This window comes from Muriicola sp. (assembly GCF_049669965.1).
Classification (GTDB): Bacteria; Bacteroidota; Bacteroidia; order Flavobacteriales; family Flavobacteriaceae; genus Muriicola.
Genome location: NZ_JBATLB010000217.1, coordinates 1 through 21972, shown reverse-complemented (window position 1 = coordinate 21972; position 21972 = coordinate 1). Strand labels below are relative to the sequence as shown.

At 42.6% G+C, this 21972-nt stretch carries 21 protein-coding genes; 7 read left to right on the top strand and 14 right to left on the bottom strand.

Going from position 1 to position 21972, the window contains the following annotated elements:
• From WBM49_RS11435 to WBM49_RS11410, 6 genes are all read right to left on the bottom strand, one after another.
• A partial coding sequence (locus tag WBM49_RS11435) for a hypothetical protein (RefSeq protein ID WP_424372185.1) occupies positions 1–426 on the bottom strand: 426 nt, incomplete at its 3' end.
• Between the two features lie 57 nt (positions 427–483).
• Positions 484–1296, bottom strand: a complete 813-nt coding sequence (locus tag WBM49_RS11430) for a TPM domain-containing protein (RefSeq protein ID WP_424372184.1) — start codon at positions 1294–1296, stop codon at positions 484–486.
• Positions 1277–1720, bottom strand: coding sequence for a TPM domain-containing protein (locus WBM49_RS11425; protein ID WP_424372183.1), 444 nt, complete (start codon positions 1718–1720; stop codon positions 1277–1279). The genes WBM49_RS11430 and WBM49_RS11425 overlap by 20 nt, the downstream gene beginning before the upstream one ends.
• 4 nt (positions 1721–1724) lie before the next feature.
• Positions 1725–2324 (bottom strand): LemA family protein, encoded by a 600-nt coding sequence (locus WBM49_RS11420; protein ID WP_424372182.1) that lies wholly within the window; start codon positions 2322–2324, stop codon positions 1725–1727.
• 58 nt (positions 2325–2382) lie between these two features.
• Positions 2383–2712: a MerR family transcriptional regulator gene (locus tag WBM49_RS11415; protein WP_424372181.1), complete on the bottom strand. Its 330-nt coding sequence runs from the start codon at positions 2710–2712 to the stop codon at positions 2383–2385.
• Complete coding sequence (locus WBM49_RS11410) at positions 2712–3689, bottom strand: M23 family metallopeptidase (protein ID WP_424372180.1); 978 nt, start codon at positions 3687–3689, stop codon at positions 2712–2714. The genes WBM49_RS11415 and WBM49_RS11410 overlap by 1 nt, the downstream gene beginning before the upstream one ends.
• A 104-nt stretch (positions 3690–3793) precedes the next feature.
• Here WBM49_RS11410 and alaS point away from each other — a divergent pair, with 104 nt between their 5' ends.
• Together alaS and WBM49_RS11400 are read left to right on the top strand one after the other, a co-directional pair.
• Positions 3794–6409: an alanine--tRNA ligase gene (alaS, locus tag WBM49_RS11405; RefSeq protein ID WP_424372179.1), complete on the top strand. Its 2616-nt coding sequence runs from the start codon at positions 3794–3796 to the stop codon at positions 6407–6409.
• A gap of 4 nt (positions 6410–6413) precedes the next feature.
• Complete coding sequence (locus WBM49_RS11400) at positions 6414–7367, top strand: GSCFA domain-containing protein (protein ID WP_424372178.1); 954 nt, start codon at positions 6414–6416, stop codon at positions 7365–7367.
• 6 nt (positions 7368–7373) lie between these two features.
• Here WBM49_RS11400 and WBM49_RS11395 read toward each other — a convergent pair whose 3' ends face one another.
• From WBM49_RS11395 to WBM49_RS11385, 3 genes are all read right to left on the bottom strand, one after another.
• On the bottom strand, positions 7374–9128 hold the full coding sequence (locus WBM49_RS11395; protein ID WP_424372177.1) for an aromatic amino acid hydroxylase: 1755 nt from the start codon (positions 9126–9128) through the stop codon (positions 7374–7376).
• 126 nt (positions 9129–9254) lie between these two features.
• Positions 9255–9845 carry a DUF4136 domain-containing protein gene (locus WBM49_RS11390; protein ID WP_424372176.1) on the bottom strand — a complete coding sequence of 197 codons (591 nt, stop codon included), beginning with the start codon at positions 9843–9845 and terminating at the stop codon, positions 9255–9257.
• A gap of 63 nt (positions 9846–9908) precedes the next feature.
• A complete protein-coding gene (locus WBM49_RS11385) occupies positions 9909–10067 on the bottom strand; it encodes a DUF5522 domain-containing protein (RefSeq protein ID WP_424372175.1) in 159 nt (52 codons plus the stop codon).
• 436 nt (positions 10068–10503) lie between these two features.
• Between WBM49_RS11385 and WBM49_RS11380 the strand changes: the two genes are divergently transcribed.
• From WBM49_RS11380 to hemL, 3 genes are read left to right on the top strand one after another with little or no spacing between them, the layout of a single operon-like run.
• Complete coding sequence (locus WBM49_RS11380) at positions 10504–11511, top strand: 1-aminocyclopropane-1-carboxylate deaminase/D-cysteine desulfhydrase (RefSeq protein ID WP_424372174.1); 1008 nt, start codon at positions 10504–10506, stop codon at positions 11509–11511.
• Complete coding sequence (locus WBM49_RS11375; RefSeq protein ID WP_424372173.1) at positions 11508–12329, top strand: glucosaminidase domain-containing protein; 822 nt, start codon at positions 11508–11510, stop codon at positions 12327–12329. Before WBM49_RS11380 ends, WBM49_RS11375 begins: the two co-directional genes overlap by 4 nt.
• 4 nt (positions 12330–12333) lie before the next feature.
• The gene (gene hemL / locus WBM49_RS11370) at positions 12334–13623 is read left to right on the top strand and encodes a glutamate-1-semialdehyde 2,1-aminomutase (RefSeq protein ID WP_424372172.1); all 1290 of its coding nucleotides are present in this window, start codon (positions 12334–12336) and stop codon (positions 13621–13623) included.
• 42 nt (positions 13624–13665) lie between these two features.
• On the opposite strand, the gene WBM49_RS11365 is transcribed toward hemL, so the two are convergent.
• The 3 genes from WBM49_RS11365 to WBM49_RS11355 all read right to left on the bottom strand — a co-directional run bounded on the left by WBM49_RS11365 (position 13666) and on the right by WBM49_RS11355 (position 17155).
• Positions 13666–14103 (bottom strand): hypothetical protein, encoded by a 438-nt coding sequence (locus WBM49_RS11365; protein ID WP_424372171.1) that lies wholly within the window; start codon positions 14101–14103, stop codon positions 13666–13668.
• Positions 14104–14293: 190 nt separating this feature from the next.
• Complete coding sequence (locus tag WBM49_RS11360; RefSeq protein WP_424372170.1) at positions 14294–14458, bottom strand: hypothetical protein; 165 nt, start codon at positions 14456–14458, stop codon at positions 14294–14296.
• Positions 14459–14656: 198 nt separating this feature from the next.
• On the bottom strand, positions 14657–17155 hold the full coding sequence (locus WBM49_RS11355) for a zinc-dependent metalloprotease (RefSeq protein WP_424372169.1): 2499 nt from the start codon (positions 17153–17155) through the stop codon (positions 14657–14659).
• Positions 17156–17422: 267 nt separating this feature from the next.
• Here WBM49_RS11355 and WBM49_RS11350 point away from each other — a divergent pair, with 267 nt between their 5' ends.
• Together WBM49_RS11350 and WBM49_RS11345 are read left to right on the top strand one after the other, a co-directional pair.
• The gene (locus WBM49_RS11350; protein ID WP_424372168.1) at positions 17423–18013 is read left to right on the top strand and encodes a hypothetical protein; all 591 of its coding nucleotides are present in this window, start codon (positions 17423–17425) and stop codon (positions 18011–18013) included.
• A gap of 371 nt (positions 18014–18384) precedes the next feature.
• On the top strand, positions 18385–18789 hold the full coding sequence (locus tag WBM49_RS11345) for a hypothetical protein (RefSeq protein WP_424372167.1): 405 nt from the start codon (positions 18385–18387) through the stop codon (positions 18787–18789).
• A gap of 57 nt (positions 18790–18846) precedes the next feature.
• Here WBM49_RS11345 and WBM49_RS11340 read toward each other — a convergent pair whose 3' ends face one another.
• A complete protein-coding gene (locus tag WBM49_RS11340; protein WP_424372166.1) occupies positions 18847–20280 on the bottom strand; it encodes an SLC13 family permease in 1434 nt (477 codons plus the stop codon).
• Positions 20281–20379: 99 nt separating this feature from the next.
• Positions 20380–21780 (bottom strand): PKD domain-containing protein, encoded by a 1401-nt coding sequence (locus tag WBM49_RS11335; protein ID WP_424372165.1) that lies wholly within the window; start codon positions 21778–21780, stop codon positions 20380–20382.
• Positions 21781–21972 lie beyond the last annotated feature (192 nt).

Here is a 21972-nt window from a genome sequence, read left to right as displayed (position 1 = left end):
GTTTAGTGATTGCAGCTCACCATCAATGGCAATAGAACGGACTTCCGGAATACCGCCACAACAGCTTTCCGCTTCAGAAAGGTCCATGTTAATCTCAAGAGGAATGGAAAAATCTGTCCCAAGGAGTAAGGTCAATTCATAGAGCTGAGGAGACCATGACGGGTTATCTACAATAAGGCTTGTTACTTCTCCGGAACCGAATTGAAGTATACGTATTTCTAAGAGTAAGGAACCTTCATCGGTCCCTGTGATTGAAATATCTTCAATGGGATAGGTTCCATTTTCCAGAACGTTCTCATTATTGCCAATGATCTCAAACTGAAAAACAGGCGGGCCAGCACAAAGTACCGTACTGCAGTTAATCCTATTTTCATCACATGATAGGATGAGAACCAAAAGTAAATAGAGAAATATACCTTTTTTCATCGATAGCGTTTACCCTAAGATGATAAATTAGCCGTGGGGTTGCCTTGCAGTTGAAAGTTACCAACCCCCGGAAGCTCCGCCACCTCCAAAGCCGCCGCCGCCAAAGCCGCCACCGAAACCACCTCCGCCAAAGCCGCCTCCGCCAAAACTCCCGGTACCGCCTTTGTAACCTCCTCTACCCATATTGCTGAGGATAATAACGTCCCAAATATCCAGACCTTTACCGCGGCCGCCTCCTTTTCCTCCTCCTTTATTGTTGCGGTTCGCCATGATGATAATCAGTACAATGATGAAAATAACAAACACTACAAAGATCACTACAAAGGCTGCCTTTCCTGTGCTATTTGAAGAAGTAGCCTTGTCTGATAAGGCATTTTCGAACTCGCCATTGAGAACCAGGAAGATGGCATCGGCTCCTTTGTTGAGTCCGGTAGCATACCGCCCTTCTCTGAATTCGGGAACAATAATCATGTCGATGATCCGATTGCAAAGCGCATCAGTAAGTGCACCTTCTACCCCGTAGCCTGTATTAATGGCGATCTTACGGTCGTCATTGGCCACCAGGATCAAGACCCCATTGTCTTCTTTCTCCTGTCCTATGCCCCATTTTTCGCCCCACTGAGCTCCCAAATAGTTAATGTACTCCCCTTCTGTAGATGCAATGATGGCAACTACGATCTGAGTGGAGGTACTGTCCGAATATCGAATCAGTTTTTGCTCAAGTGCCTCCTTATCATTCTTTGATAAGAGAGATACATAATCGTACACACTTGTTTGGAGCTGAGGTTTTTCGGGAATAGTAAACTGCCCCCAGGCAAGGGAAATACTGCAAAGGAAAAGTATAAAAATGCTATCCTTTAGATACTTCATTGCTCAATTCGTTGGCGTCGTTAGACTTGTAGGGGAAATGTACTTTTAATTCTTCCCCGGCTTTTAAAATTCCCTCTACTATACCTTGTTTGAATTGGCCTTTTTTAAAATTGCCCTGGATCACTTCTTTGGTATCGTTCCAAAAGGTATTGGAGACCACCTCATTGATGCCTTTGTCCCCATAGATCACAAAGGTCCGATCTTGTACGGCAATATAGAGCAATACACCATTGGCGTCTTTGGTATTTTCCATCTTTAGCCCGTAAAACACTTCTTGTGCCCTTTCGTAGGGATCTAAGGTAGTTGATGGTTCTATGTGCACCCTGATTTCACCGGAGGTATTCTTCTCAGCTACCAGAATGGCATTTACCACTTCTTGTTCTTCCTTGGGCGACAAAAACGCTTCTACATTGGATTCTGACATAGGATCAATCAAATTCGAAATTCACATCCGGGGCATTTTCAGAACCAGGACTAGCCTGATAGCGCGCCATTTCTTCAAATCCAAACCAACCTGCCAGTAATTTATTTGGGAATTTGGTAGTATGGATATCGTAGATATTCACGGATTCATTATACCGGTCCCTGGCCACGTTTATTCTGTTTTCGGTTCCTTCGAGTTGAGATTGCAGGTCAAGGAAATTCTGATTCGCTTTTAAGTCGGGATAACGCTCCACGGTAACCAGTAATCTGGACAGGGCAGAAGACAATCCTGATTGAGCTTCCTGAAAGGCCGCCATTTTCTCTGGCGTAAGATCGTTAATGTCAATATTGGTGGAGGTGGCTTTCGCCCTTGCCTCTATGACATCCGTAAGCGTACCTCGCTCAAAGTCGGCCGCTCCCTGTACCGTCTTCACCAGGTTGCCGATAAGGTCGTTTCGCCTTTGATAGGTACTTTCTACATCGGCCCAGGCAGTTTTTGCATTGGCCTCGTATTCAACGGCGGTATTATTAAAACCTACCGCCCATTGGTAGATTCCAAAGACTACGACCACAAGGATGATTACGGGAATTAACCATTTTTTCATAAGTGTATACAATTAAAGTTAGGTATGTATTTGTAGTAAAAAATCCCTGATAGTTACATCAGAGTTGATTTTTAATCTTTATAAGCTCTGCTTTTACCCGTTCCAGTTTTTGTATGATCTCAAAATTAGAAAGGGTTTTCTTGCGTTCTTCCTTCAGGTGAGTTTTGGCGCCTTCCAGCGTAAACCCGCGTTCTTTTACCAGATGGTAGATGAGCTGTAAATTCTTAATATCTTCCGGCGTAAATTTGCGGTTGCCCTTGGCATTCTTCTTGGGTTGTAACTCATCAAATTCTTTTTCCCAAAACCGGATAAGAGAGGTATTTACCTCAAAGGCCCTGGCTACTTCGCCAATACCATAATATCTTTTTTCCGGTAGTTCTATGTGCATTAATCCAGTGATTGGTTTTCCTGATTGGCAAATTTCAGCATATTCTCAAATTCCTCAGCCGTTAAACTGCCGTAATAGAAATTGATGGGGTTGATGCGCTGGTCGTCTTTCCAAACCTCGTAATGTAAATGCGGTGCTTCAGACCTGCCGGTACTGCCAATAAAACCGATAAGATCTCCACGTTTTACTTTCTGTTTTCGTTTTACATTATAATTACTGAGGTGGGCGTACAGCGAGATATAGCCGTACCCATGGTCTATTCTAATATGTTTTCCGTAACCTGAGGCGTTGTTATCTGCCCGTGTTACCGTACCATCTCCTGTGGCGTAAATAGGTACGCCTTTCGGAGCCGTAAAATCCATTCCCCAATGCATTTTTCTGGCCTTTGTAAAAGGATCTGAACGCCAGCCGTACCCAGAGGCCATCCTTGTGAGATCTTCATTATTTACGGGTTGGATAGCGGGAATGGCGGCCAGTAATTTTTCTTTATCCTCGGCCAGTTTTGTGATCTCATCGAGCGATCTCGATTGTATGACCATTTGCTTTTGAATAACATCGAGCCGTTTAGTGGTAGATGTGATCATCTCTGAATTATTGAAACCTTCCAGGGATTTGTAACGGTTTACCCCTCCAAAACCGGCACGGCGTTGTTCCTCCGGAATAGGGTTGGCCTCAAAGTACAAACGATAAATATTGTTGTCTCTATCTTCAATATTAGCCAAAACCTCCTCTATCTGCTGCATTTTTTTATTGAGGAGTTCAAACCGTAATTCGTAGTTTTTTACTTCTCTGGCAAGGGATAGTTCCCTTGGAGTATTTAAAATATTTGTATTGAGGAGTAATATGAGACCAAGAAAACCAAATAGGGCAGAACCCAGAATAAACAAAGAGAGATTTCTATAACGACGAGATTTCTTGAGCTCTATTTTTCTATAGGAGAGCGTGTCCGGATCGTAATAGTACTTAACTTTAGACATGAATGTAAATTATCCTATTTTTGTGCTTCCATTGTAACTAAACAAACAAATATAAAAATTGTTTTGTAGAATGCGATAAAATTAGTAAAACCTTACCTTTTTATATGACTTCCAGCGAAATACGCGACCACTTTCTGGCTTTTTTCAAAAGCAAAAATCACCATATTGTTCCTTCTGCACCTATGGTTATAAAGGACGATCCTACCCTGATGTTTACCAATGCCGGGATGAATCAGTTCAAGGAGTTTTTTTTGGGTAACAGTATCTCCAAAAGTCCGCGTATTGCAGATACTCAAAAGTGCTTGCGGGTAAGTGGAAAGCACAACGACCTGGAAGAGGTGGGAAAGGACACCTACCACCATACGATGTTTGAGATGCTCGGCAACTGGAGCTTTGGAGATTACTTTAAAAAAGAGGCCATACAATGGGCCTGGGAATTACTCACCAAGGTCTATAAAATTGATAAAGATAGTTTGTATGTCTCAGTCTTTGAAGGCAGCAAAGATGCAGATGCCCTGGAGATGGATACGGAGGCCTTTGAACTCTGGAAGGCCATAGTTCCGGAAGATCGCATCATATTGGGTAATAAAAAGGACAATTTCTGGGAAATGGGAGATCAGGGTCCCTGCGGCCCTTGCTCAGAGATTCATGTAGACATCCGTTCCAAAGAACAAAAAGCGAAGATCCCTGGGGCAAGTCTGGTGAATCAGGATCATCCTTTGGTCATTGAGATCTGGAACCTTGTATTTATGCAGTACAATCGCAAAGCCAATGGTGACCTGGAACCACTACCTGAAAAGCATGTAGACACCGGGATGGGTTTTGAACGTCTGTGCATGGTCTTACAAGGGGTGCAATCTAATTACGACACCGATATTTTTACCCCACTGATCAAGGAGATCGAAGATATTACGTCACAAACCTACGGGCAAGATAACCCTAGAGATATTGCCATGAGAGTAGTTGCCGATCATATTCGTGCGGTGGCATTTTCTATTTCAGACGGGCAATTGCCCAGTAACAATGGCGCAGGCTATGTCATAAGACGAATATTAAGAAGGGCAGTGCGTTACGGGTTTACTTTTCTAGGTACCCAGGAGCCCTTTCTATATAAACTGATACCCGTACTGGTGCGCATCATGGGGACCGCCTTTCCGGAATTAAAAAAACAACAAAACCTGATCGAGAATGTAATTAGAGAAGAAGAACATTCTTTTCTAAAAACCCTGGATCAGGGCCTGCTGATGTTAGACGACATTATCAGTAAGGCCAAGGGGATCGAAATAGATGGAAAAAAGGCATTTGAATTGTATGACACCTTTGGATTCCCAATAGATCTTACCAGTCTTATACTGAGCGAGAGAGGCTACACCCTCGATGAAAAAGAGTTTGTTAAGGCCATGGATCAGCAAAAAAACAGATCCAGATCGGCTTCAGAGGTGGCCAAGGACGATTGGGTGGTTTTGCAGGAACCCGGGCAGCAAAAATTTATAGGGTATGATCAGTTAACCGCTCCGGTGGGTTTGGTTAAATACAGGAAGGTGACCACCAAGAAGGAAGGGGCTCAGTTTCAGTTGGTTTTTGATCAAACACCTTTTTACCCCGAGGGTGGGGGCCAGGTGGGCGATAAAGGCTATCTGGAGGTGCCAAATGGCGATGTGGTTTATATTCTGGACACCAAAAAGGAGAACAATGAAATTGTTCATTATACTAAGAATCTGCCCAAGCATTTAAATGAATCATTAACAGCCGTAGTAGATGCAACCCAACGGGCACGCACAGCTAGAAATCATACAGCAACCCATCTGTTACATCAGGCCTTACGACAAGTGTTGGGGACCCATGTAGAACAAAAAGGATCTGCGGTACATGCGGGCAACCTCCGATTCGACTTTTCGCATTTTGCCAAGCTAACAGAGGAAGAACTACGGCAGGTAGAACAGTTTGTGAATAAGCGGATAGAAGAACAATTACCGCTGGAAGAAGAACGCAGTATTCCTGTAAAAAAGGCTCTTGAGGCAGGGGCCATGGCACTGTTTGGTGAAAAGTACGGGGACGAAGTGCGAACCATTCGTTTTGGAAAATCGATTGAGCTTTGCGGGGGCACCCACGTGAACAACACAGCCGATATCTGGCACTTTAAGATCACTTCAGAAGGGGCGATCGCTGCCGGTGTGCGCCGTATAGAGGCTATCACTTCACAAGCTGTAAAAGACTTTTATGAAGAGAAGCACCAACTAATTGAAGAGATCAGAGGGCTGTTAAAAGGGAGTGGAGACCCTTTAAAGGCCATTGAAAGTCTGCAGGAAGAAAATTCCCAAATGAAGAAGGAGATAGAATTGTTGCTAAAAGACAAGGCCCGTGCCTTAAAAAGTGAATTCAAAGGGGCATTAGAGACGGTTAATGGGGTGAAATTCCTGGCGAAAGAAGTAGATCTGGACGCCGCTGCCATGAAAGACCTGGCTTTTGAGATGGGTCAGGAGCACAAAGATCTTTTTCTCTTGTTTGCCTCCAGACAACACGGGAAAGCCTTACTGAGCTGTTATATTTCCAGGGACCTGGTGGAGAAAAAGGGATTGAATGCGGGAAACGTAGTGCGCGAGCTTGGGCAATACATCCAGGGTGGTGGGGGAGGCCAGGCCTTTTTTGCAACAGCTGGAGGCAAAAATCCGGCAGGTATTCCTGAAGCCTTAGAGAAGGCACGCTCCTTTATTTTATGAAGCCATGAAACTTCAAACCCAAGTACCTATTGTCAGTTCGCCGCACCCTATAGGGTATCCTAGTGAGATACTGCTCCTGGGATCTTGTTTTGCCAACCATATAGGAAGTAAATTGGCATATTACAAATTCAAAACTACCTTGAATCCATTTGGGATCCTTTTCCATCCTATCTCCATTGCTCACCTTGTAGAAAGGGCCCTGAAAGATCAAAAATTCCAGGAGGAAGAGCTTTTTTTGCATCAGGAACAATGGCATTCTTTTGAGGTGCATTCTGAGCTAAGCAGAAACTCCAAAGAAGAACTACTCCATACGCTGAATAAGCAGTTAGAACTCTTCCAACAAAAAATAAGCAGTTGTACCCATCTAATTCTTACCCTGGGTACTGCCTGGGGATATGAACAAAAGGTAAATGGTAAATGGGTGGCCAATTGCCATAAAGTACCCCAAAAGGAGTTTAAAAAGGTATTATCTTCTTCATCTGAGGTTGTGAATAGTCTAACCGCGCTTATTACAAACATTCGGCAAATCAACCCGGAAATTGCGCTGTACTTTACAATATCACCGGTGAGACATTTAAAGGATGGGTTTGTGGAAAACCAACGGAGCAAGGCCCATTTAGTTGCTGCTGTTCACCAATTACTTCAAGCAATGCCCGGGCAGAAACTGTATTATTTTCCGGCCTACGAACTGATGATGGATGAACTAAGAGACTACCGTTTTTACGAGACCGATATGGTTCATCCCAATGCCTTGGCGGTAGACTATATTTGGGAAAAGTTTAGGGGTAGTTGTATTTTGAATGAGGCACTGGGAACCATGGAAACCGTTTCGGAGGTTCAAAAAGGACTTGCCCACAAGGCTTTTAATCCTGCTTCAAAGCAACATCAGGAGTTTGAAAAGACCCTACAATTAAAAATAAGGGACCTCACCAAGTGCTATCCGCACATCCATTTTTAAGGATCTTTACGATACCGCACCAACGGCATTTACCAGATCAATACCATCATCAATAAGATGGCCCAAGGAGGGCTGCTGTTGTTTTACTTCTTGTAAGTGTGCAAGAATTGCCTCTGCAAATTCAACATCGTTATTGTTTTTAGCCAATTCATACAATTCTACAGAGAGTAACCAATCTTCAGGATAGTGTTCTTTTACCTCCTGGAAGACCTTGTTCCTGGAAATGGTAGTGTTGGTGCCTTCTCTGAATTCCCGAATTTGCCGATAAAGTTGCTGTAGTTTTTTCCGTGCAGGGGAAATAGTAGGTTTAATCGTCGTGGAGGAGATTTTATGCGTAACCAGGTCAAAACTGCAAAGATCTGCCGGACCGTTATAGGCCGCTACGATCTTTTCGCCCACAGCCATATGATACAGTCCGTTGGAAGGTTCAAATAATACCCTTTTCCCGTGGGTGACAGTACAGTTTTGGAAAGTGATCAGGATGATCTCACCACGTAAATTTCGGGTGCCGGTGATGATATCTCCGGAAACTTTGATGTCTCCCTCAAACTCAAGAACAATGGTTTCTCCTTCATAGATATTATACGCTTTAAGATCACGCGGGCTCATATCTTCTATAGCTAAATTGATTCCCTTCAATTTTCCGATAGGAGATCCAAATCCGTCTGCATGATGTTTGGTACTGTGCCCCACCAATTCTTTTTCACGATAAGAAAGAGCCGTAAGACCCTTTGTGCTGATATATACCGGTAGATTTTGATTTTCAATGACCTCGGAGAATGATCCGGATATCTGAAGTCCGGTACTGAGTTCAACCGTACAAAGGTCTTTGGAAGCGATCACTTTTTTCACCCCATTCAGGCCTCCTTTCCTCAAAGCCATAGTGTTGGCAAATTCTTCCAATACCTCGCTGAGATAGGCAAAATCTGGTGTTACAAATAGCTGGGGTTGAGGTTTCGTAATATCAAAGGATGTATGTGCCGCTTCTATGGAGTAAGGAACTTTTTGAACCTTGTCTGTCATGCACCAGGCACTTTCGCCAATAGAGGATAGCAGCCCTGCGCCGTAGATCTTGGGTGCCTCCAGGGAACCTATTAATCCGTATTCTACCGTCCACCAGTGCAGATTTCTGATGAGGGCTATCTCGCTGGGTTCTCCCATATTTTCCTGAAGAGCTTCTATTTTTGCTTCTGCCTTATCTATGGTGTCTTGAGGCGTTCCCGGGGCTTCTTTAATTATAGAGAGATGCCTAACGGCTTCATACAATTCGTAGTCCTTGGCATTGGAAATGGCTTTGCTCCCAATTTCTCCAAAGCGTCTGAGGTACTCTGCGTATTCCGGGTTGGCTATGATGGGTGCATGGCCCGCACCTTCGTGGATGATATCTGGGGCAGGGGTGTATTCTATATGCTCTAACTGTCGGATATCGCCCGCTATGACCAACACGTTATAGGCCTGGAATTCCATAAAGGCCGATGGAGGAATAAAACCATCTACGGCCACAGCTGCCCAGCCAATTTCTTTCAGGATGCGGTTCATCCCATACATATTGGGAATATGATCTATAGAGATACCTGTTTTCTTCAATCCATCCAGGTAGGAATTGTGGGCAACTCTGCTCAAATAATCTACGTTTTTCCGCATTACATAGCGCCAAACTGCCTGATCTATGGCGGTATAGTCCTCATAATTCTGGGGTTTTATATACTGCTTTAAATGAGAAGGTAATTTGTCTAGAATAGGATTGCTTTCAAACGTCATGGGGTAATCTTTTTGGTATTTCAAAGGTACAAAATCATCTGAAGAAAGTAGGGAGTAGATATCCTGATCTTTGTGGTTAGAGGGTACTTGTCAAAAAAAACCGCCCTGGAAGAGCGGTGTGGTTTTTTAATTAGACGCAAGCGCCTGTGGGGGATATTTTTCAAGGATCTGGGATACAAATTCTCGTATCCGTTCCTCTTTTTTTTCTATGTTGTTACCGGTTCTTAAAGTGCCATCACCTTTGCCTTGCCATACTAATTCTTTCGTCTTGGTATCAATAAGGTCGATATACAGACTACCTTCAGTGCGGGTGCTTACATTTGGGCCACCCCAACCGGCACCTCCCCACATCCATGGATTCCAAAAACCCCAACCGGGACCCCAGCCCCAACCGGGACCCCAGCCCATGCCCCAACCAAAATTGTTGTAGATGTCAACACGTTCTCGTTCCTTAGTAAATATACTTACCAAAAGATCCGGACTTTCAGATTTTACAAATCCTCTGTTTCCCATTTCAGATTCAATGGCACGCAATATACGTTTTTTGTCCAGGTCAGAGATCTGGGCCTGATCAATTCCTGTTTTGTAAAACGCAAAGCTTTTATAGGTATTGAAATCGGCATTTTTGTCGTAGTCCGTCACTACCCGTACAGAAACGCAAGAACTCAACATGAAGAGTACCGCCAGCGGTAAGAATAAAAAGATATTTTTTTTCATAACACAATTTTTAACCAATTTTCTACCTAAAACAGCTCAAATATCATGCCGAATGCATGCTATTTATTTTCTTTTTAGACGGGTTTTATAACCGTAAGGGCAATGTTTACAATTGCTTTCACAACAATACCCTCGTTTTAAATGATATTGCTCCGTAAAAACCTTGTAGCCTTCTTCGGAAAGATAAAAATCACCCTCCTCTAGCGGTAAGAACTGTTTCATTCTATAAATTCATAGCACTTGTTTATAAAATTACGGGTTTTCCTGTTAATAAACCATAGCAATGTGCCACAGTGGCAAGTATATTCGTTGATGAACAGGAAGTGAGCTTTGACGCCATTTGTGAGTAAATAATCGAGCTTCTTGGGAATTTAACAGGTAAAGGCTTTATTTTTAAAGTGGTATAAAGACCAATTAATGATCTTAATTAGCAAGTATTTTTTTTATAAGAATTATGTGGGCCTTTCTCTTTGGCCGTTTATAATCCTCAAGGATCCTTCCCTAACACAAGATGCGGTATTGATTAATCATGAAAGGATACATCTGCAACAACAACAAGAATTACTGATCATCCCTTTTTATATCTGGTATTTTCTTGAATGGCTCCTAAAATGCATCTGGTATTTTAATGGCTATACAGCATATAGAAATATAAGCTTTGAAAGGGAGGCCTATCATCAAGAATCGGATCCCGGCTACCTGTCTGGCAGGAGAAGATTCCAATTTATACAATATCTTTGAGGGAAAACAAGCTTCCCTGTTGAAACTTCCTACCGATACGATACTACTTCCTGTTCTAAAGGAGCACCATATCACCCTCCATATGAGAAGGGAAGACCTTATCCACCCATTGTTGTCAGGCAACAAATACCGCAAATTGAAATACAACGTTCAGGAAGCCATCGACAGGAAATATAATAAACTGATAACGTTTGGAGGTGCGTATTCCAATCATATACCTGCTACCGCCTATATCGCGAAAGAGAACGGATTGCAGGCTATAGGAATCATAAGGGGCGAAGAACTTTCCACCTGCTGGTTTAATAATCCCACCCTTTCCACAGCCCATAAATTGGGGATGACGTTCAAATTTATACCTCGGGAGGAATACCGAAAAAAAGAAGAAGCTCAATTTCTGGAAGATTTAAAGCAGCTCTTTGGCCCGGCGTACCTGATCCCGGAAGGTGGCACTAATGCCCTGGCGATAAAAGGCTGTGAGGAAATACTGGAAACTACCGATGAGCATTACGATCTGATTTGCTGTGCAGTAGGAACCGGGGGGACCCTGGCAGGACTGAGCAATGCCGCCAAAAGTCACCAGCATGTACTGGGATTTCCAGTACTTAAAGGTGATTTTTTGCAAAAAGATATTTGTAAATTTGCAACGAAAAAGAACTGGACACTCTGTAATGAATACCATTTCGGGGGGTATGCCAAGATCAACACAGAACTCGTGACCTTTATCAACAATTTTAGGGAAGAAACAGGAGTACCACTCGATCCTGTTTACACCGCAAAAATGATGTATGGAATTCTGGACAAAGTGACCAGAAATGAATTCAAAGAAGGGTCCAGGATCCTGGCAATACACACCGGGGGTTTACAGGGCGTTGAAGGAATGAACAGCTATTTGAAAAAAAAGAAACTACCTTTGCTTACCGTATGAAAAAATTTGCTTGGACACTTTTGATAGCTACCTTCTTGGTAGGTTGTGGTACAAAAAAACGAACCACCTATAGTGGGAATAGCGGTAAAAGAACCGCCACCCAGACCTATAATAACACTTCATCTGCTGGAGTTCCCATGCCTGAGGATTCCGGTAGGTTTATGGAATTTCCTGTTGCTTCCATTGAAGATTATATCGATACGTTTTCGGAAATAGCGCAATCTGAAATGAAAGCATATGGCATCCCTGCCAGTATTACGTTGGCCCAGGGAATTTTAGAAAGTGGTTTTGGGAAAGGATCACTCACCTTAAAGACCAATAATCACTTCGGGATAAAGTGCCATACAGGATGGGAGGGACCATATGCCCTCCATGACGACGACGAAGCAGGGGAATGTTTCAGGAAATACAATCATCCTATGTACTCTTTCCGTGACCATAGCCTCTTTTTAACTACCAGGTCTCGCTATGCGCCTCTTTTTAGTCTGCGCCAGGACGATTATAAAGGTTGGGCATACGGCTTGAAAAATGCCGGTTATGCTACAGATCGTAAATATCCACATAAACTTATATCCTTTATTGAACGATATAAGCTCTATGAGTATGATAAGGCTGTTTTGCAAGACAATTATGTAGTAAACAAAAAGTCGGCTTCAGGCCGTTACAAAGTTCATATTGTACAAGAGGGAGACACCTTGTATTCCATTTCCAGAAGATACCTGGTTTCTGTTGAAGAACTTCGGGAATTAAATGAATTGAACGATAATGTGATTTCCATTGGGCAGGAACTCAGGATCCAGTCTACTAATATCAGATAAAACTATGAAGTACCAACGCAGTAGTGCCTTATTCAAGGAGGCCCAATGCTACATTCCGGGTGGTGTAAATTCGCCTGTGAGGGCATTTAAAGCGGTAGGGGGTACCCCCGTTTTTGTTAAGGAAGCCAAAGGAGCCTATTTATATGATGAGGATGGCAATACCCTAATAGACTATATTTCTTCCTGGGGCCCTCTTATTTTAGGACATGCCTATGAACCGGTCATTGAAGCCGTTATAGAAAAGGCTCGTAAAGGAACATCATTCGGAATGCCTACCGAGGTAGAAACAGACCTGGCCAAACTGGCGATATCCATGGTGCCAAACATAGATAAGATAAGGTTTGTGAACAGCGGTACTGAGGCCTGTATGAGTGCCATTAGACTGGCACGTGGCTATACCGGGAAAGATAAGATCATCAAATTTGCAGGGTGCTACCACGGCCATGCCGATGCATTTTTAATTGCGGCAGGCAGTGGGGCAGTGACCTTTGGAAGCCCTAACAGCCCTGGGGTAACAGCGGGAACCGCTAAGGATACCCTGTTGGCCAGGTATAATGATCTGGAAAGCGTAGACACCTTGCTTAAGGCGAATAGGGGCGACATTGCCGCCGTTATTATTGAGCCGATAGCAGGGAATATGGGATGTATTATTCCGGAAGATTCATTTATTCACGGATTGCGAGAGCGATGTACACAAGAAGGGATTCTCCTAATTTTTGATGAGGTTATGACAGGGTTCAGACTTGGGGCCGGAGGGGCACAGGAAGTACTGGGGATCCAGGCTGACCTGGTGACATTTGGCAAAGTGATTGGAGGAGGTTTGCCTGTTGGCGCTTTTGCCGCCAGGGCAGCCATCATGGATCATCTTGCACCTGAAGGACCCGTATATCAGGCAGGAACTTTAAGTGGAAACCCTTTGGCGATGAGTGCCGGACTTGCCATGTTAACAGCCCTTCACAATCAACCAGAAGTTTTTCAAAGTCTGGCTGAGAAAACTCAATACCTGCATGAAGGTTTGCAAAATGTATTAACAAAGCACGGTGTTCCCCATCAGATCAACAGGTTTGGATCTATGATCTCTGTGCATTTCACCCAGGATCCGGTAACCGACTTTGAGAGTGCCGCCAAGGGAAATAATGAGACATTTAAAAAATACTTTCACGGGATGTTGAACAAAGGAATCTATCTCCCTCCAAGTGCGTTTGAAAGTTATTTTCTGAATGATGCCCTGTCGTATGCAGATATAGACAAAACCATAGAGGCCTTGCATTCTATTGCCCCTGAACTAAAATAAAAAATGGGCCTTTTTGGGCCCATTTTTATGCAGTAAGAAAAATTACCGCTTTTCACGATGTTCTTTTTGTCTCTTATGACCTTTTTTTCCTTTGTGATGGCGATGAGACATTTCCTTTTCCCACTTGTTAAACTGATCCTCGTTCAGGATCTGTTTCAATTTTCCCTTTTGGGCGATCATATGATCTAAGCGTTCACTTTGATGGGCGAATCGCTCTTCTGAAGTCAGATCCTTTCTTTTCTCTTTCATAGCATCCTTTTTCTCTTTCCTGAGTTTCGCATTTTCAAGATGAAATTCCCGGATCTGCTTTTGTTGCCCTGAACTAAGATCGAGGGCCAGGGTCATTTTTTTTGTCTGGAGGGTGGCCATTTGCTCTGGCGTTAACCGCTCTCCCTCATCACGTGGTCCGCGTTCTGGTCCTTCTTGGGCCGCAGCGGTTAAACTGGCTATGGTAAACATAGCAATAAGTACTTTTTTCATGTGTTATTAATTTACGTTATAACCCTTTGACTATGGATTGATGGATGGGTTTAAGGGCAATGAGGGGTTTGTGAATTATTTAACTTTTTGAAGCTGAACCTAAAAGATACTTCATAAAAAAAAGCCCTGAAGCATCATGCTTTAGGGCCCTTCTTCTTCGTGATTTGGGGATATATACTATGGTATTACCTTATAAGGCAATCTTGTTGTTTTGTTGTGCCTCCTTAGAATTGGTCTGTACCAATTGTACTTCTTCATTCTGTGGATTATCTGACGTTGTTTCCATTTCTGAATAGATCACAATGGAAAAAATTAAACAAATCAGGTACACAAGACTTTTTACTTTATAAGACATGATCTGGGGTTTTAATGATGACTCTAATATAGAACCTAAAAGAAGACCATCCGGGAGAATGTTGTTAAGCCACCCCTGTCTTGTTGTGAAAAGACGTTTTATTGTGGTAAAGGGTAAATACGGGAATTATGTTAAAATAAATAAAGGTGCTGAACACAGAGAAATCAGCACCTTTTAGCGAATGGAGCTCCAGATAATTTAGCTGGGTTCCAAAATCTGTTCTATGCGTTTAGCGATGTCTTGCAGATGGTACTTACTCATCCTATCCGAAGTTCTACCCACAGCATTTAAGGCGGCAGATCTCAGGGTAGTGAGCTCGGCACGTGCAATGGAGCGCAAATCAGACTGACTCATTGTTACAGCTGTGGATTTACGATACCCGCCAAAGTCGGGCAATTTCTTCTGATCTTCAGCATTCATGATAAACTCCAGTCTGTCCACATACGCTTTCTGAAGGTTTCTCCTGTAAGTGTCTATGGTTCTTCCCGTTTTCAATTCGGACCAGATACCGGTACGAAGATCGGTCATCAGATCAACCAGGGTGTAGGCATCCTTCCCATACATGGCCTCGTATTCCACCAGGCGGGCCATTTTTCCCAGACTTAACAAGTTATTCAGGGTTCTTGCCTGTAAAGCCCTTATTCTTTCTACAGAACCAGAGTATTCAATTTTGGCAAACAGATCTGTATTCATCAACCAATCCGGGGTTTCAAAAAGTTGGTCGTGTAAAAAAGCCACACAATTCTCCTGATGCTCCTTAGGTACATGAGTATATACCGGTCCCTCCTGATCATAGGTCTTGTGATGTTCGTATACACCCCCAATATTATTGGAAACATGCCCCATATATCTGTTGTATTGAGAGAGTACCTGCCCGTATAAGGTTTCCAGGTCATCATAGTTTTTTCCATCTTCCTTGGTCCATTCTATCAGATTAGGGACAATTCGTTTCAAATTCTTGATCCCATACTCTCCTGCCAGTACAGCATTGTCTCCCAGATCTTCAGTTTGTGAACTGGGGTCTACAACGTCGCCGGCCTGTTGATGACCAAAGCGGTACTTAGGATCTCCTGCATGTTCTAGAATCCACGAATCCAAAGTAGATTTTTCGTCTTCTGCTGATTTATCTGTAATGGGTCTGTAACCCCATGAGATGGCATATTTGTCATAGATGCCAATATTGGGCATCAGGGCCACATCTCCATCTTCAGGCTGTGCAATGTAATTAAAGCGGGCGTAGTCCATAATGGATGGTGCTGTACCATATTTTTTGGTAAAGGAGGCAGATCTAAGAGAATCTACCGGATAAGCTACACTGCTTCCCATATTATGTGGCAGCCCCAGGGTATGCCCCACTTCATGAGAAGAAACAAATCGTATGAGCCGGCCCATTACTTCATCTTTAAAGGCAACACCTCTCGCTTCCGGATTTATGGCAGCGGTTTGTACAAAGAACCAGTTGCGCAATAGGGTCATTACATTATGATACCAGTTGATATCAGATTCCAATATTTCGCCGCTGCGGGGATCACTTACGTGGGGGCCATTGGCATTTGGGATGGGAGATGCCAGGTAGCGAACCACAGAATAGCGAACATCTTCGGGAGACCATTCCGGATCCTCTTCAGGAGAAGGAGGATCCATAGCAATGATGGCGTTTTTAAAACCCGCGGCTTCAAAAGCTACCTGCCAGTCTTCTATACCTTGCTTTATAAAGGGTATCCATTGTTTTGGTGTGGCCCTGTCTATATAGTATACAATAGGTTTTTTGGGCTCTACAAGCTCTCCATTCTTAAACTTCTCCATGTCCTCTTCTTTCACTTCCAGTCTCCATCGATCTAAAAAGGTAATGGTCTTACTTTCCTGGGCATCCAGGCCGTAGTCTACCTGTCCTCTGGCGAACCATCCTACTCGTTCGTCAAAATAGCGGCGTTTCATAGGTTCTTTTGGAAGTAAGATCATGGAATTGTTGATCTCAATGGAAATAGATCCAAGACTAGAATTGGAAGGCGGATCTCCTGCAGCATAGGTTTTTACATGTCTGGCCTCTATGTTCAGAGGATAACTTTTAAGCGACTCCAGATAGCTCCTGTCCGAGTCTAAGCGTGTGGCCTTGTAGCGTTTCTTTAGTCTGTCTGGCATCCCTAGCGCCTGCACATCTTTGGTAAAGAGGTCGTCTACGGCAATTACGGTAGCCGGGTTCAGCGAGTCTTTCTTAAAGGCTTTGATATCAAAAGAGAACAATACAGGTTCAAAATTGGAATTCACTACGGCTTCATGTACCGGTAAGGAATCGGCGGCAACTACATCATAGCTCACAACGCGAAGCAGTACCTTTTTTGCTTTCTTCTCCCAGCGCAGTACCTGGGTATTGATTTTACCACCACCAAAACCAATGCCGGAAGCAGTTTTGGAGATTCTGCTTACCATTAGCATCTCTCTGTTAAAAAGTGAATCCGGTATTTCATAATAATGAACATCATCCACGGTGTGGACATTAAATAAGCCATTATCGGTAACTGCCTCTTTAGTGATCACTTTATCATAGGCCTCAATATCTCCTTTTTTACTTTTTGGAGCTTGGGCAGATGCCTCGGATTTTTTATTCTTCTTTTTGAAGATTTGTGCCTGGGCAGGCTGTAAAAATGCAGTTAGCATTAAAACAAGCAGCACTTTAGGGAGTAATTTTTTAATCATTAGGAATCTCTTTTTGGATTGAAGTTGCCAAAGAACCGAAAAATAAACCGAAAGTTTTGTTAATAATTTCTTAAGTAAAGGATTACAAAAACCGGGGATAAATATCCAATTAAAAAACTGATAATCAGATATATAGAAAAATAAATGACCTAGTATCCCTCTAAAGTTATTTGTACAATAATGTGTTAAAACCAAGTTGGGCTTGTAACATTCCATGTTCACAATAGTCCTATAAGCATACAACATCAATCATCAATCAATCAAAAAATGAACAAATTATTTATCCTATGTGGAATGGTTTTTCTAGGGATAACCTCCACGCCGCAAGAAGACAACGCCAGTGAATTAAATGCAATTCATTTTACAGCTACGCTAGATGATCTAGCTACTGATTTTACAACACCAGGAGTATTTTTTGAGATTTTAGAGTTGGAATCGGGCAACTTATCGTTAGCAGCAATTCCATATGCAGAAACAGAAGAGGAGATAGACCTTGGCTTTGATACCGCCGCGTATTTGCCGAAGAATTTTGATCCTTACACGGTATATGTAAATCTTCGGGAACTTCCTTATTACGAAATGGCGGAGGAAAAAGATTTGGAAGGCTCATTTATACAGTATTTGCCAGCTAACTTTAATGCCTATGCAATTCCTGAAAATATTATGGACATCTCTTATATAGAGAAAGAAGAGGTAGACCTCGGATTTGACACCAAACCCTTTCTACCCTCAGGTTTTGATCCATATAAAAAGGAATTGGATCTGGATACCGTGGAATATATTGAAGAAGAAGATCTGGACCTGGGCTTTGATACCAGTAAGTATTTGCCAAGTGAGTTTGATCCTTACAGCAGTTAACAGAAAAATATAGATCACTTTATTCTATTTATTAGTTGAATTAGTTAGTTTAAAGCCCCCAGTGAAGCGGGGGCTTTTTCCATTTAGGACGAAGAAATACCGATTAATTGTCTCTTTAAGTTCCGGCAGGTACCTCTTAACAAAAGTTTAACTCGATTTTTACAACTGTTGTATATACAACAATACCCTCCTTGTTATGCAAAGATTACGACTTTTGGCATGAAGTTCTGCTAATATGATAGACAAAGTCTATAAAAATTGCAAAAGTCATAATTAGTGTTGATATGCCGTAACGTTAATGATTTCTCAAAGGCAATAAATACGGGAGAAAGGGGTTATATCTTTGCTTAATAATTAATCTAAAAAGCGTTATGAAAATATCATTTATAAAAGCCAGTATCTTTATTTTATTTGCTCTTGGAAACCTCTCAGTTCTAAAAGCCGGTGAGTATCAGACCCATGTTGTTATAGACAGCATTGTGTACCTGGAAGAAGAGGACAATGCCCTTAACTTTGAAACTGAAGCCTTTTTACCTTCAGATTTCAATCCTTATGCGGCTCCAGAAAATGTGCTGCACATTTCCTATATCGTTGAAGAATCGGATATAGAATTGGATTTTGATCCTAAGAATTACCTACCACAGGGTTTTGATCCTTATGAGTTCTTTTTTGATATTAACTCTATAGAGTATATAGATGCAAATGACCTCTTTGAATTAGACTTTGATACCACCAGGTATCTTCCCGCTAATTTTAATGCCAGGATGAGTAAATAAGCTAAGTACTTACGTAGATTTCAGAGCCCTGAAGCAAAATGCTTCGGGGCTTTTCTATTAGAATACAAGTGGTAGGACCAGTTGGAACATTAGTACCAGCAATACTACCGAAATAAGGTTTAAGATGATGCCCACTCTGGCCATTTGCTTTACCTCAATATATCCGCTCGCAAAAACGATCGCATTGGGTGGGGTAGCCATGGGTAGCATAAAGGCACAACTACTCGCAATGGTTACAGGGATCAATAGATGTAACATGGGAATATCCAAACCTATCGCAATTCCGGCCACTACAGGGGCAAGGACCGCTACAAGCGCTACATTGCTCATCAATTCTGTCATAAATAGCATTAGAATAATTAACAAGGTTGCCGTAAATAATATCGATAATTCACTGGTTGCTATGGCATTAGATACTACATCTACGATACCGCTACTAGACATACCGTTGGCCAGGGCCAGTCCACCACCAAAAAGGATTAATATCCCCCAGGCTAGTTTATGGGTGTCATTCCAAATAATTATAAAGTCGCCCTTCTGGAAATTATAGGGAATGGCAAACAGTGATATAGCCCCCATCATAGATATGATGGTGTCCGAAAGACCTAAATCCGGAAAGATGCCGTTTATGACCGTTCTGAAGATCCATAAGAAGACGGTGATTCCAAAAATAACCATGACCATTTTTTCCTTTCCGGAGGTGGGCCCCAATTTTTTTAATTCCGCTTGTATTACTTCCCGGGATGCTTTAAACTGAAGCTGTTTATTGGGGAACATCCATTTCACCAGTACCAGGTAACAAATACCCAATAAAATAGCCGAAAAGGGGAGGCCGAAGGTCATCCATTTTAGAAATGAGATCTCAATATTATATTGATTTTCGAGCAGTCCTATCAACACCGAATTTGGTGGGGTACCTATGACGGTGGCAATACCTCCCGCATTGGCAGAAAAAGCAATACCCAGCATTACACTCAGCGCAAAATTCTGATCGTCTTTAGTAAAACCGTCCGCATCGTTTACAAGGAGACCAATAACAGACATGGCGATGGGTAACATCACCACGGTACTGGCCGTGTTAGAGATCCACATGCTCAGGGCGGCAGTAGCGATCATAAAGCCCAGCACCACTTTGTTGGGTGTGGTGCCCGTAATTCGGATAATGTTCAGGGCAATTCTTTTGTGAAGATTTACTTTTTCCAGGGCCAGGGCCAGCACAAATCCACCAAAAAACAGAAAGATAATAGGACTTCCATAATTAGCACCTACCTCTGCAATGCCCGTTACATCCAGACTGGGAAACAGCACCAAAGGGAGTAGGGCAGTGACAGAAATAGAGACAGCCTCGGTGATCCACCAAACTACCATCCAGAGGGCCACGGCTATTACCGAATTGGCGTATTCCTTGCCTGTTAAAAGTTCTGGTAAATTAATGATTACAATAAAAAGGAGTGGTCCTAAGACTAACCCAATTCTTTTGCTTAATACCATGTATTGTGATTTGAGCCCTAATCTATACTTTATATTTTAGTTTAGAAAATAAAAAAGGGAGCAGTAAGCTCCCTTTTCTGAACATGGCAACCAACCCCTTTACGGACTTAGATCAATGAGCGTCAGATCATTGTCACATGCGCCGTAGAAGATTTTAATTTCACTTTCAACTTCGTATCCGGTAATAAAGAAAAGAACATTGTCTTTTAGAATAAGCTCTGGTAAGTGATTCCCGTTGTACTTGAGTTGTGCGGTTTGCGTACCATTGGCATTGAATTTTCTGAGATATTCATTGGTTGAGATCACAAAGGAGTCGCCCAAAGCAAGCAATGCCTGTATAGGACTGGTATCTTCATAGAAGGTCTTGCTGATGGTGGTTCCTTCACTATCTGTAACACGGACCTCTCCATTGCTGTACATAACAAGGTTTCCATTGCTCAGTGACGTAATATGGTAACTTCCATTGAGATCATTACAATTACCCACCTTCGTTGCTAACGAGCTATCTTCGAAGATAAAATGATTGATTACATTTAAATCTGTGTCAAAGAACACCAGCAAAGGTTGGTAGTCTGTTACATAAGGGAGTGTTAGATTTTTGGTGAATACGGCACCATAAGCGGCATATCCCCCATCTACTTCAATCATATCGCCCAACATGGCATCTGCGGCACCAAAACTGTTTAGGACCACCTCATAGGCATCTCCGCTGCTATTTCGTTTTTCAATGGCAGTTTTATATAAACCTGTGTCTTGCTGCGTTCCAAAGTAAAGATAGTTAGCACCATCCGCCAGATACCCATAACTGTGTTTGGTAGCCGGATTTATAGAATTCAGAAAGGTCCAGACGAGGTTATAATTTACTTCCTGAGTACCGTAAAGTCCGCCCAGGGTGCGGGCAAATACAAAATTCATATCCCCATCCGGGTAGAAGTTTACAAAAGCACTTCCGGAATTATAGGGTTTATCTGCGATGTAGTTTGAGGCATATTGAAAGTTCTCATCAAATTCTCGATAGAAATATTTAGACCCACCGGTGCCTACATTATCCTGATAGAGTTCAATAGAATAAAGGTTTCCTGTACTGGGATTAATTCCGGTTTCTAGGGGTAAGCCGGTAAATCCTGCAGGAATTTCGGGAAAGAGATAGGCAGCTTCTATGACAATAACGTTAACCGTCTTGGTCTTTGTCCTTGTTTCCTGATCTTCATTGGTAACCGTTAGGGTTACGGTATAGGAGCCTCCTTCTTCAAAACTAATGGAAGGGTTTTGTTGCTCAGATGTTTCTCCGTTACCGAAATCGAACAAATAGCTAATAGCCCCTTCAGAGCAATTGCTGATCTCCAGCATTTCTCCAACATTCAGGGTTAGCGAATTCACCTCAAAGCAGGCTTTAAGGGCTATTCCTTCATCCGGATTTTCATCTATGAGGGTTGAGGCGTCTTGCGAACAAGAGAGTAGTAGGATCAGGCTCACGCCCAGTAAGTACAATTTTTTCATAAACACAGATTTGGGGTTCCACGCTTATAAAACGTTTTTATGTGCGGTATATTGAAAAAATCAACAGCTTTTCGATGAGTTGCATCTGTCCTGTAAATACCTGATTATAAATATATTATAAACGATAAACGTACCGTTTGTCGATAGGCTGCCTACTGTAGGGAGCAGAGCAGGGTTTCCCCTTCCATGGCA

Excerpts from the sequence above, each read along its gene's own strand:
- WBM49_RS11430 (WP_424372184.1), bottom strand. The coding sequence starts at position 1,296 with ATGAAGTATCTAAAGGATAGCATTTTTATACTTTTCCTTTGCAGTATT.
- WBM49_RS11425 (WP_424372183.1), bottom strand. The coding sequence starts at position 1,720 with ATGTCAGAATCCAATGTAGAAGCGTTTTTGTCGCCCAAGGAAGAACAA.
- WBM49_RS11420 (WP_424372182.1), bottom strand. The coding sequence starts at position 2,324 with ATGAAAAAATGGTTAATTCCCGTAATCATCCTTGTGGTCGTAGTCTTT.
- WBM49_RS11415 (WP_424372181.1), bottom strand. The coding sequence starts at position 2,712 with ATGCACATAGAACTACCGGAAAAAAGATATTATGGTATTGGCGAAGTA.
- WBM49_RS11410 (WP_424372180.1), bottom strand. The coding sequence starts at position 3,689 with ATGTCTAAAGTTAAGTACTATTACGATCCGGACACGCTCTCCTATAGA.
- alaS (WP_424372179.1), top strand. The coding sequence starts at position 3,794 with ATGACTTCCAGCGAAATACGCGACCACTTTCTGGCTTTTTTCAAAAGC.
- WBM49_RS11400 (WP_424372178.1), top strand. The coding sequence starts at position 6,414 with ATGAAACTTCAAACCCAAGTACCTATTGTCAGTTCGCCGCACCCTATA.
- WBM49_RS11395 (WP_424372177.1), bottom strand. The coding sequence starts at position 9,128 with ATGACGTTTGAAAGCAATCCTATTCTAGACAAATTACCTTCTCATTTA.
- WBM49_RS11390 (WP_424372176.1), bottom strand. The coding sequence starts at position 9,845 with ATGAAAAAAAATATCTTTTTATTCTTACCGCTGGCGGTACTCTTCATG.
- WBM49_RS11385 (WP_424372175.1), bottom strand. The coding sequence starts at position 10,067 with ATGAAACAGTTCTTACCGCTAGAGGAGGGTGATTTTTATCTTTCCGAA.
- WBM49_RS11375 (WP_424372173.1), top strand. The coding sequence starts at position 11,508 with ATGAAAAAATTTGCTTGGACACTTTTGATAGCTACCTTCTTGGTAGGT.
- hemL (WP_424372172.1), top strand. The coding sequence starts at position 12,334 with ATGAAGTACCAACGCAGTAGTGCCTTATTCAAGGAGGCCCAATGCTAC.
- WBM49_RS11365 (WP_424372171.1), bottom strand. The coding sequence starts at position 14,103 with ATGAAAAAAGTACTTATTGCTATGTTTACCATAGCCAGTTTAACCGCT.
- WBM49_RS11360 (WP_424372170.1), bottom strand. The coding sequence starts at position 14,458 with ATGTCTTATAAAGTAAAAAGTCTTGTGTACCTGATTTGTTTAATTTTT.
- WBM49_RS11355 (WP_424372169.1), bottom strand. The coding sequence starts at position 17,155 with ATGATTAAAAAATTACTCCCTAAAGTGCTGCTTGTTTTAATGCTAACT.
- WBM49_RS11350 (WP_424372168.1), top strand. The coding sequence starts at position 17,423 with ATGAACAAATTATTTATCCTATGTGGAATGGTTTTTCTAGGGATAACC.
- WBM49_RS11345 (WP_424372167.1), top strand. The coding sequence starts at position 18,385 with ATGAAAATATCATTTATAAAAGCCAGTATCTTTATTTTATTTGCTCTT.
- WBM49_RS11340 (WP_424372166.1), bottom strand. The coding sequence starts at position 20,280 with ATGGTATTAAGCAAAAGAATTGGGTTAGTCTTAGGACCACTCCTTTTT.
- WBM49_RS11335 (WP_424372165.1), bottom strand. The coding sequence starts at position 21,780 with ATGAAAAAATTGTACTTACTGGGCGTGAGCCTGATCCTACTACTCTCT.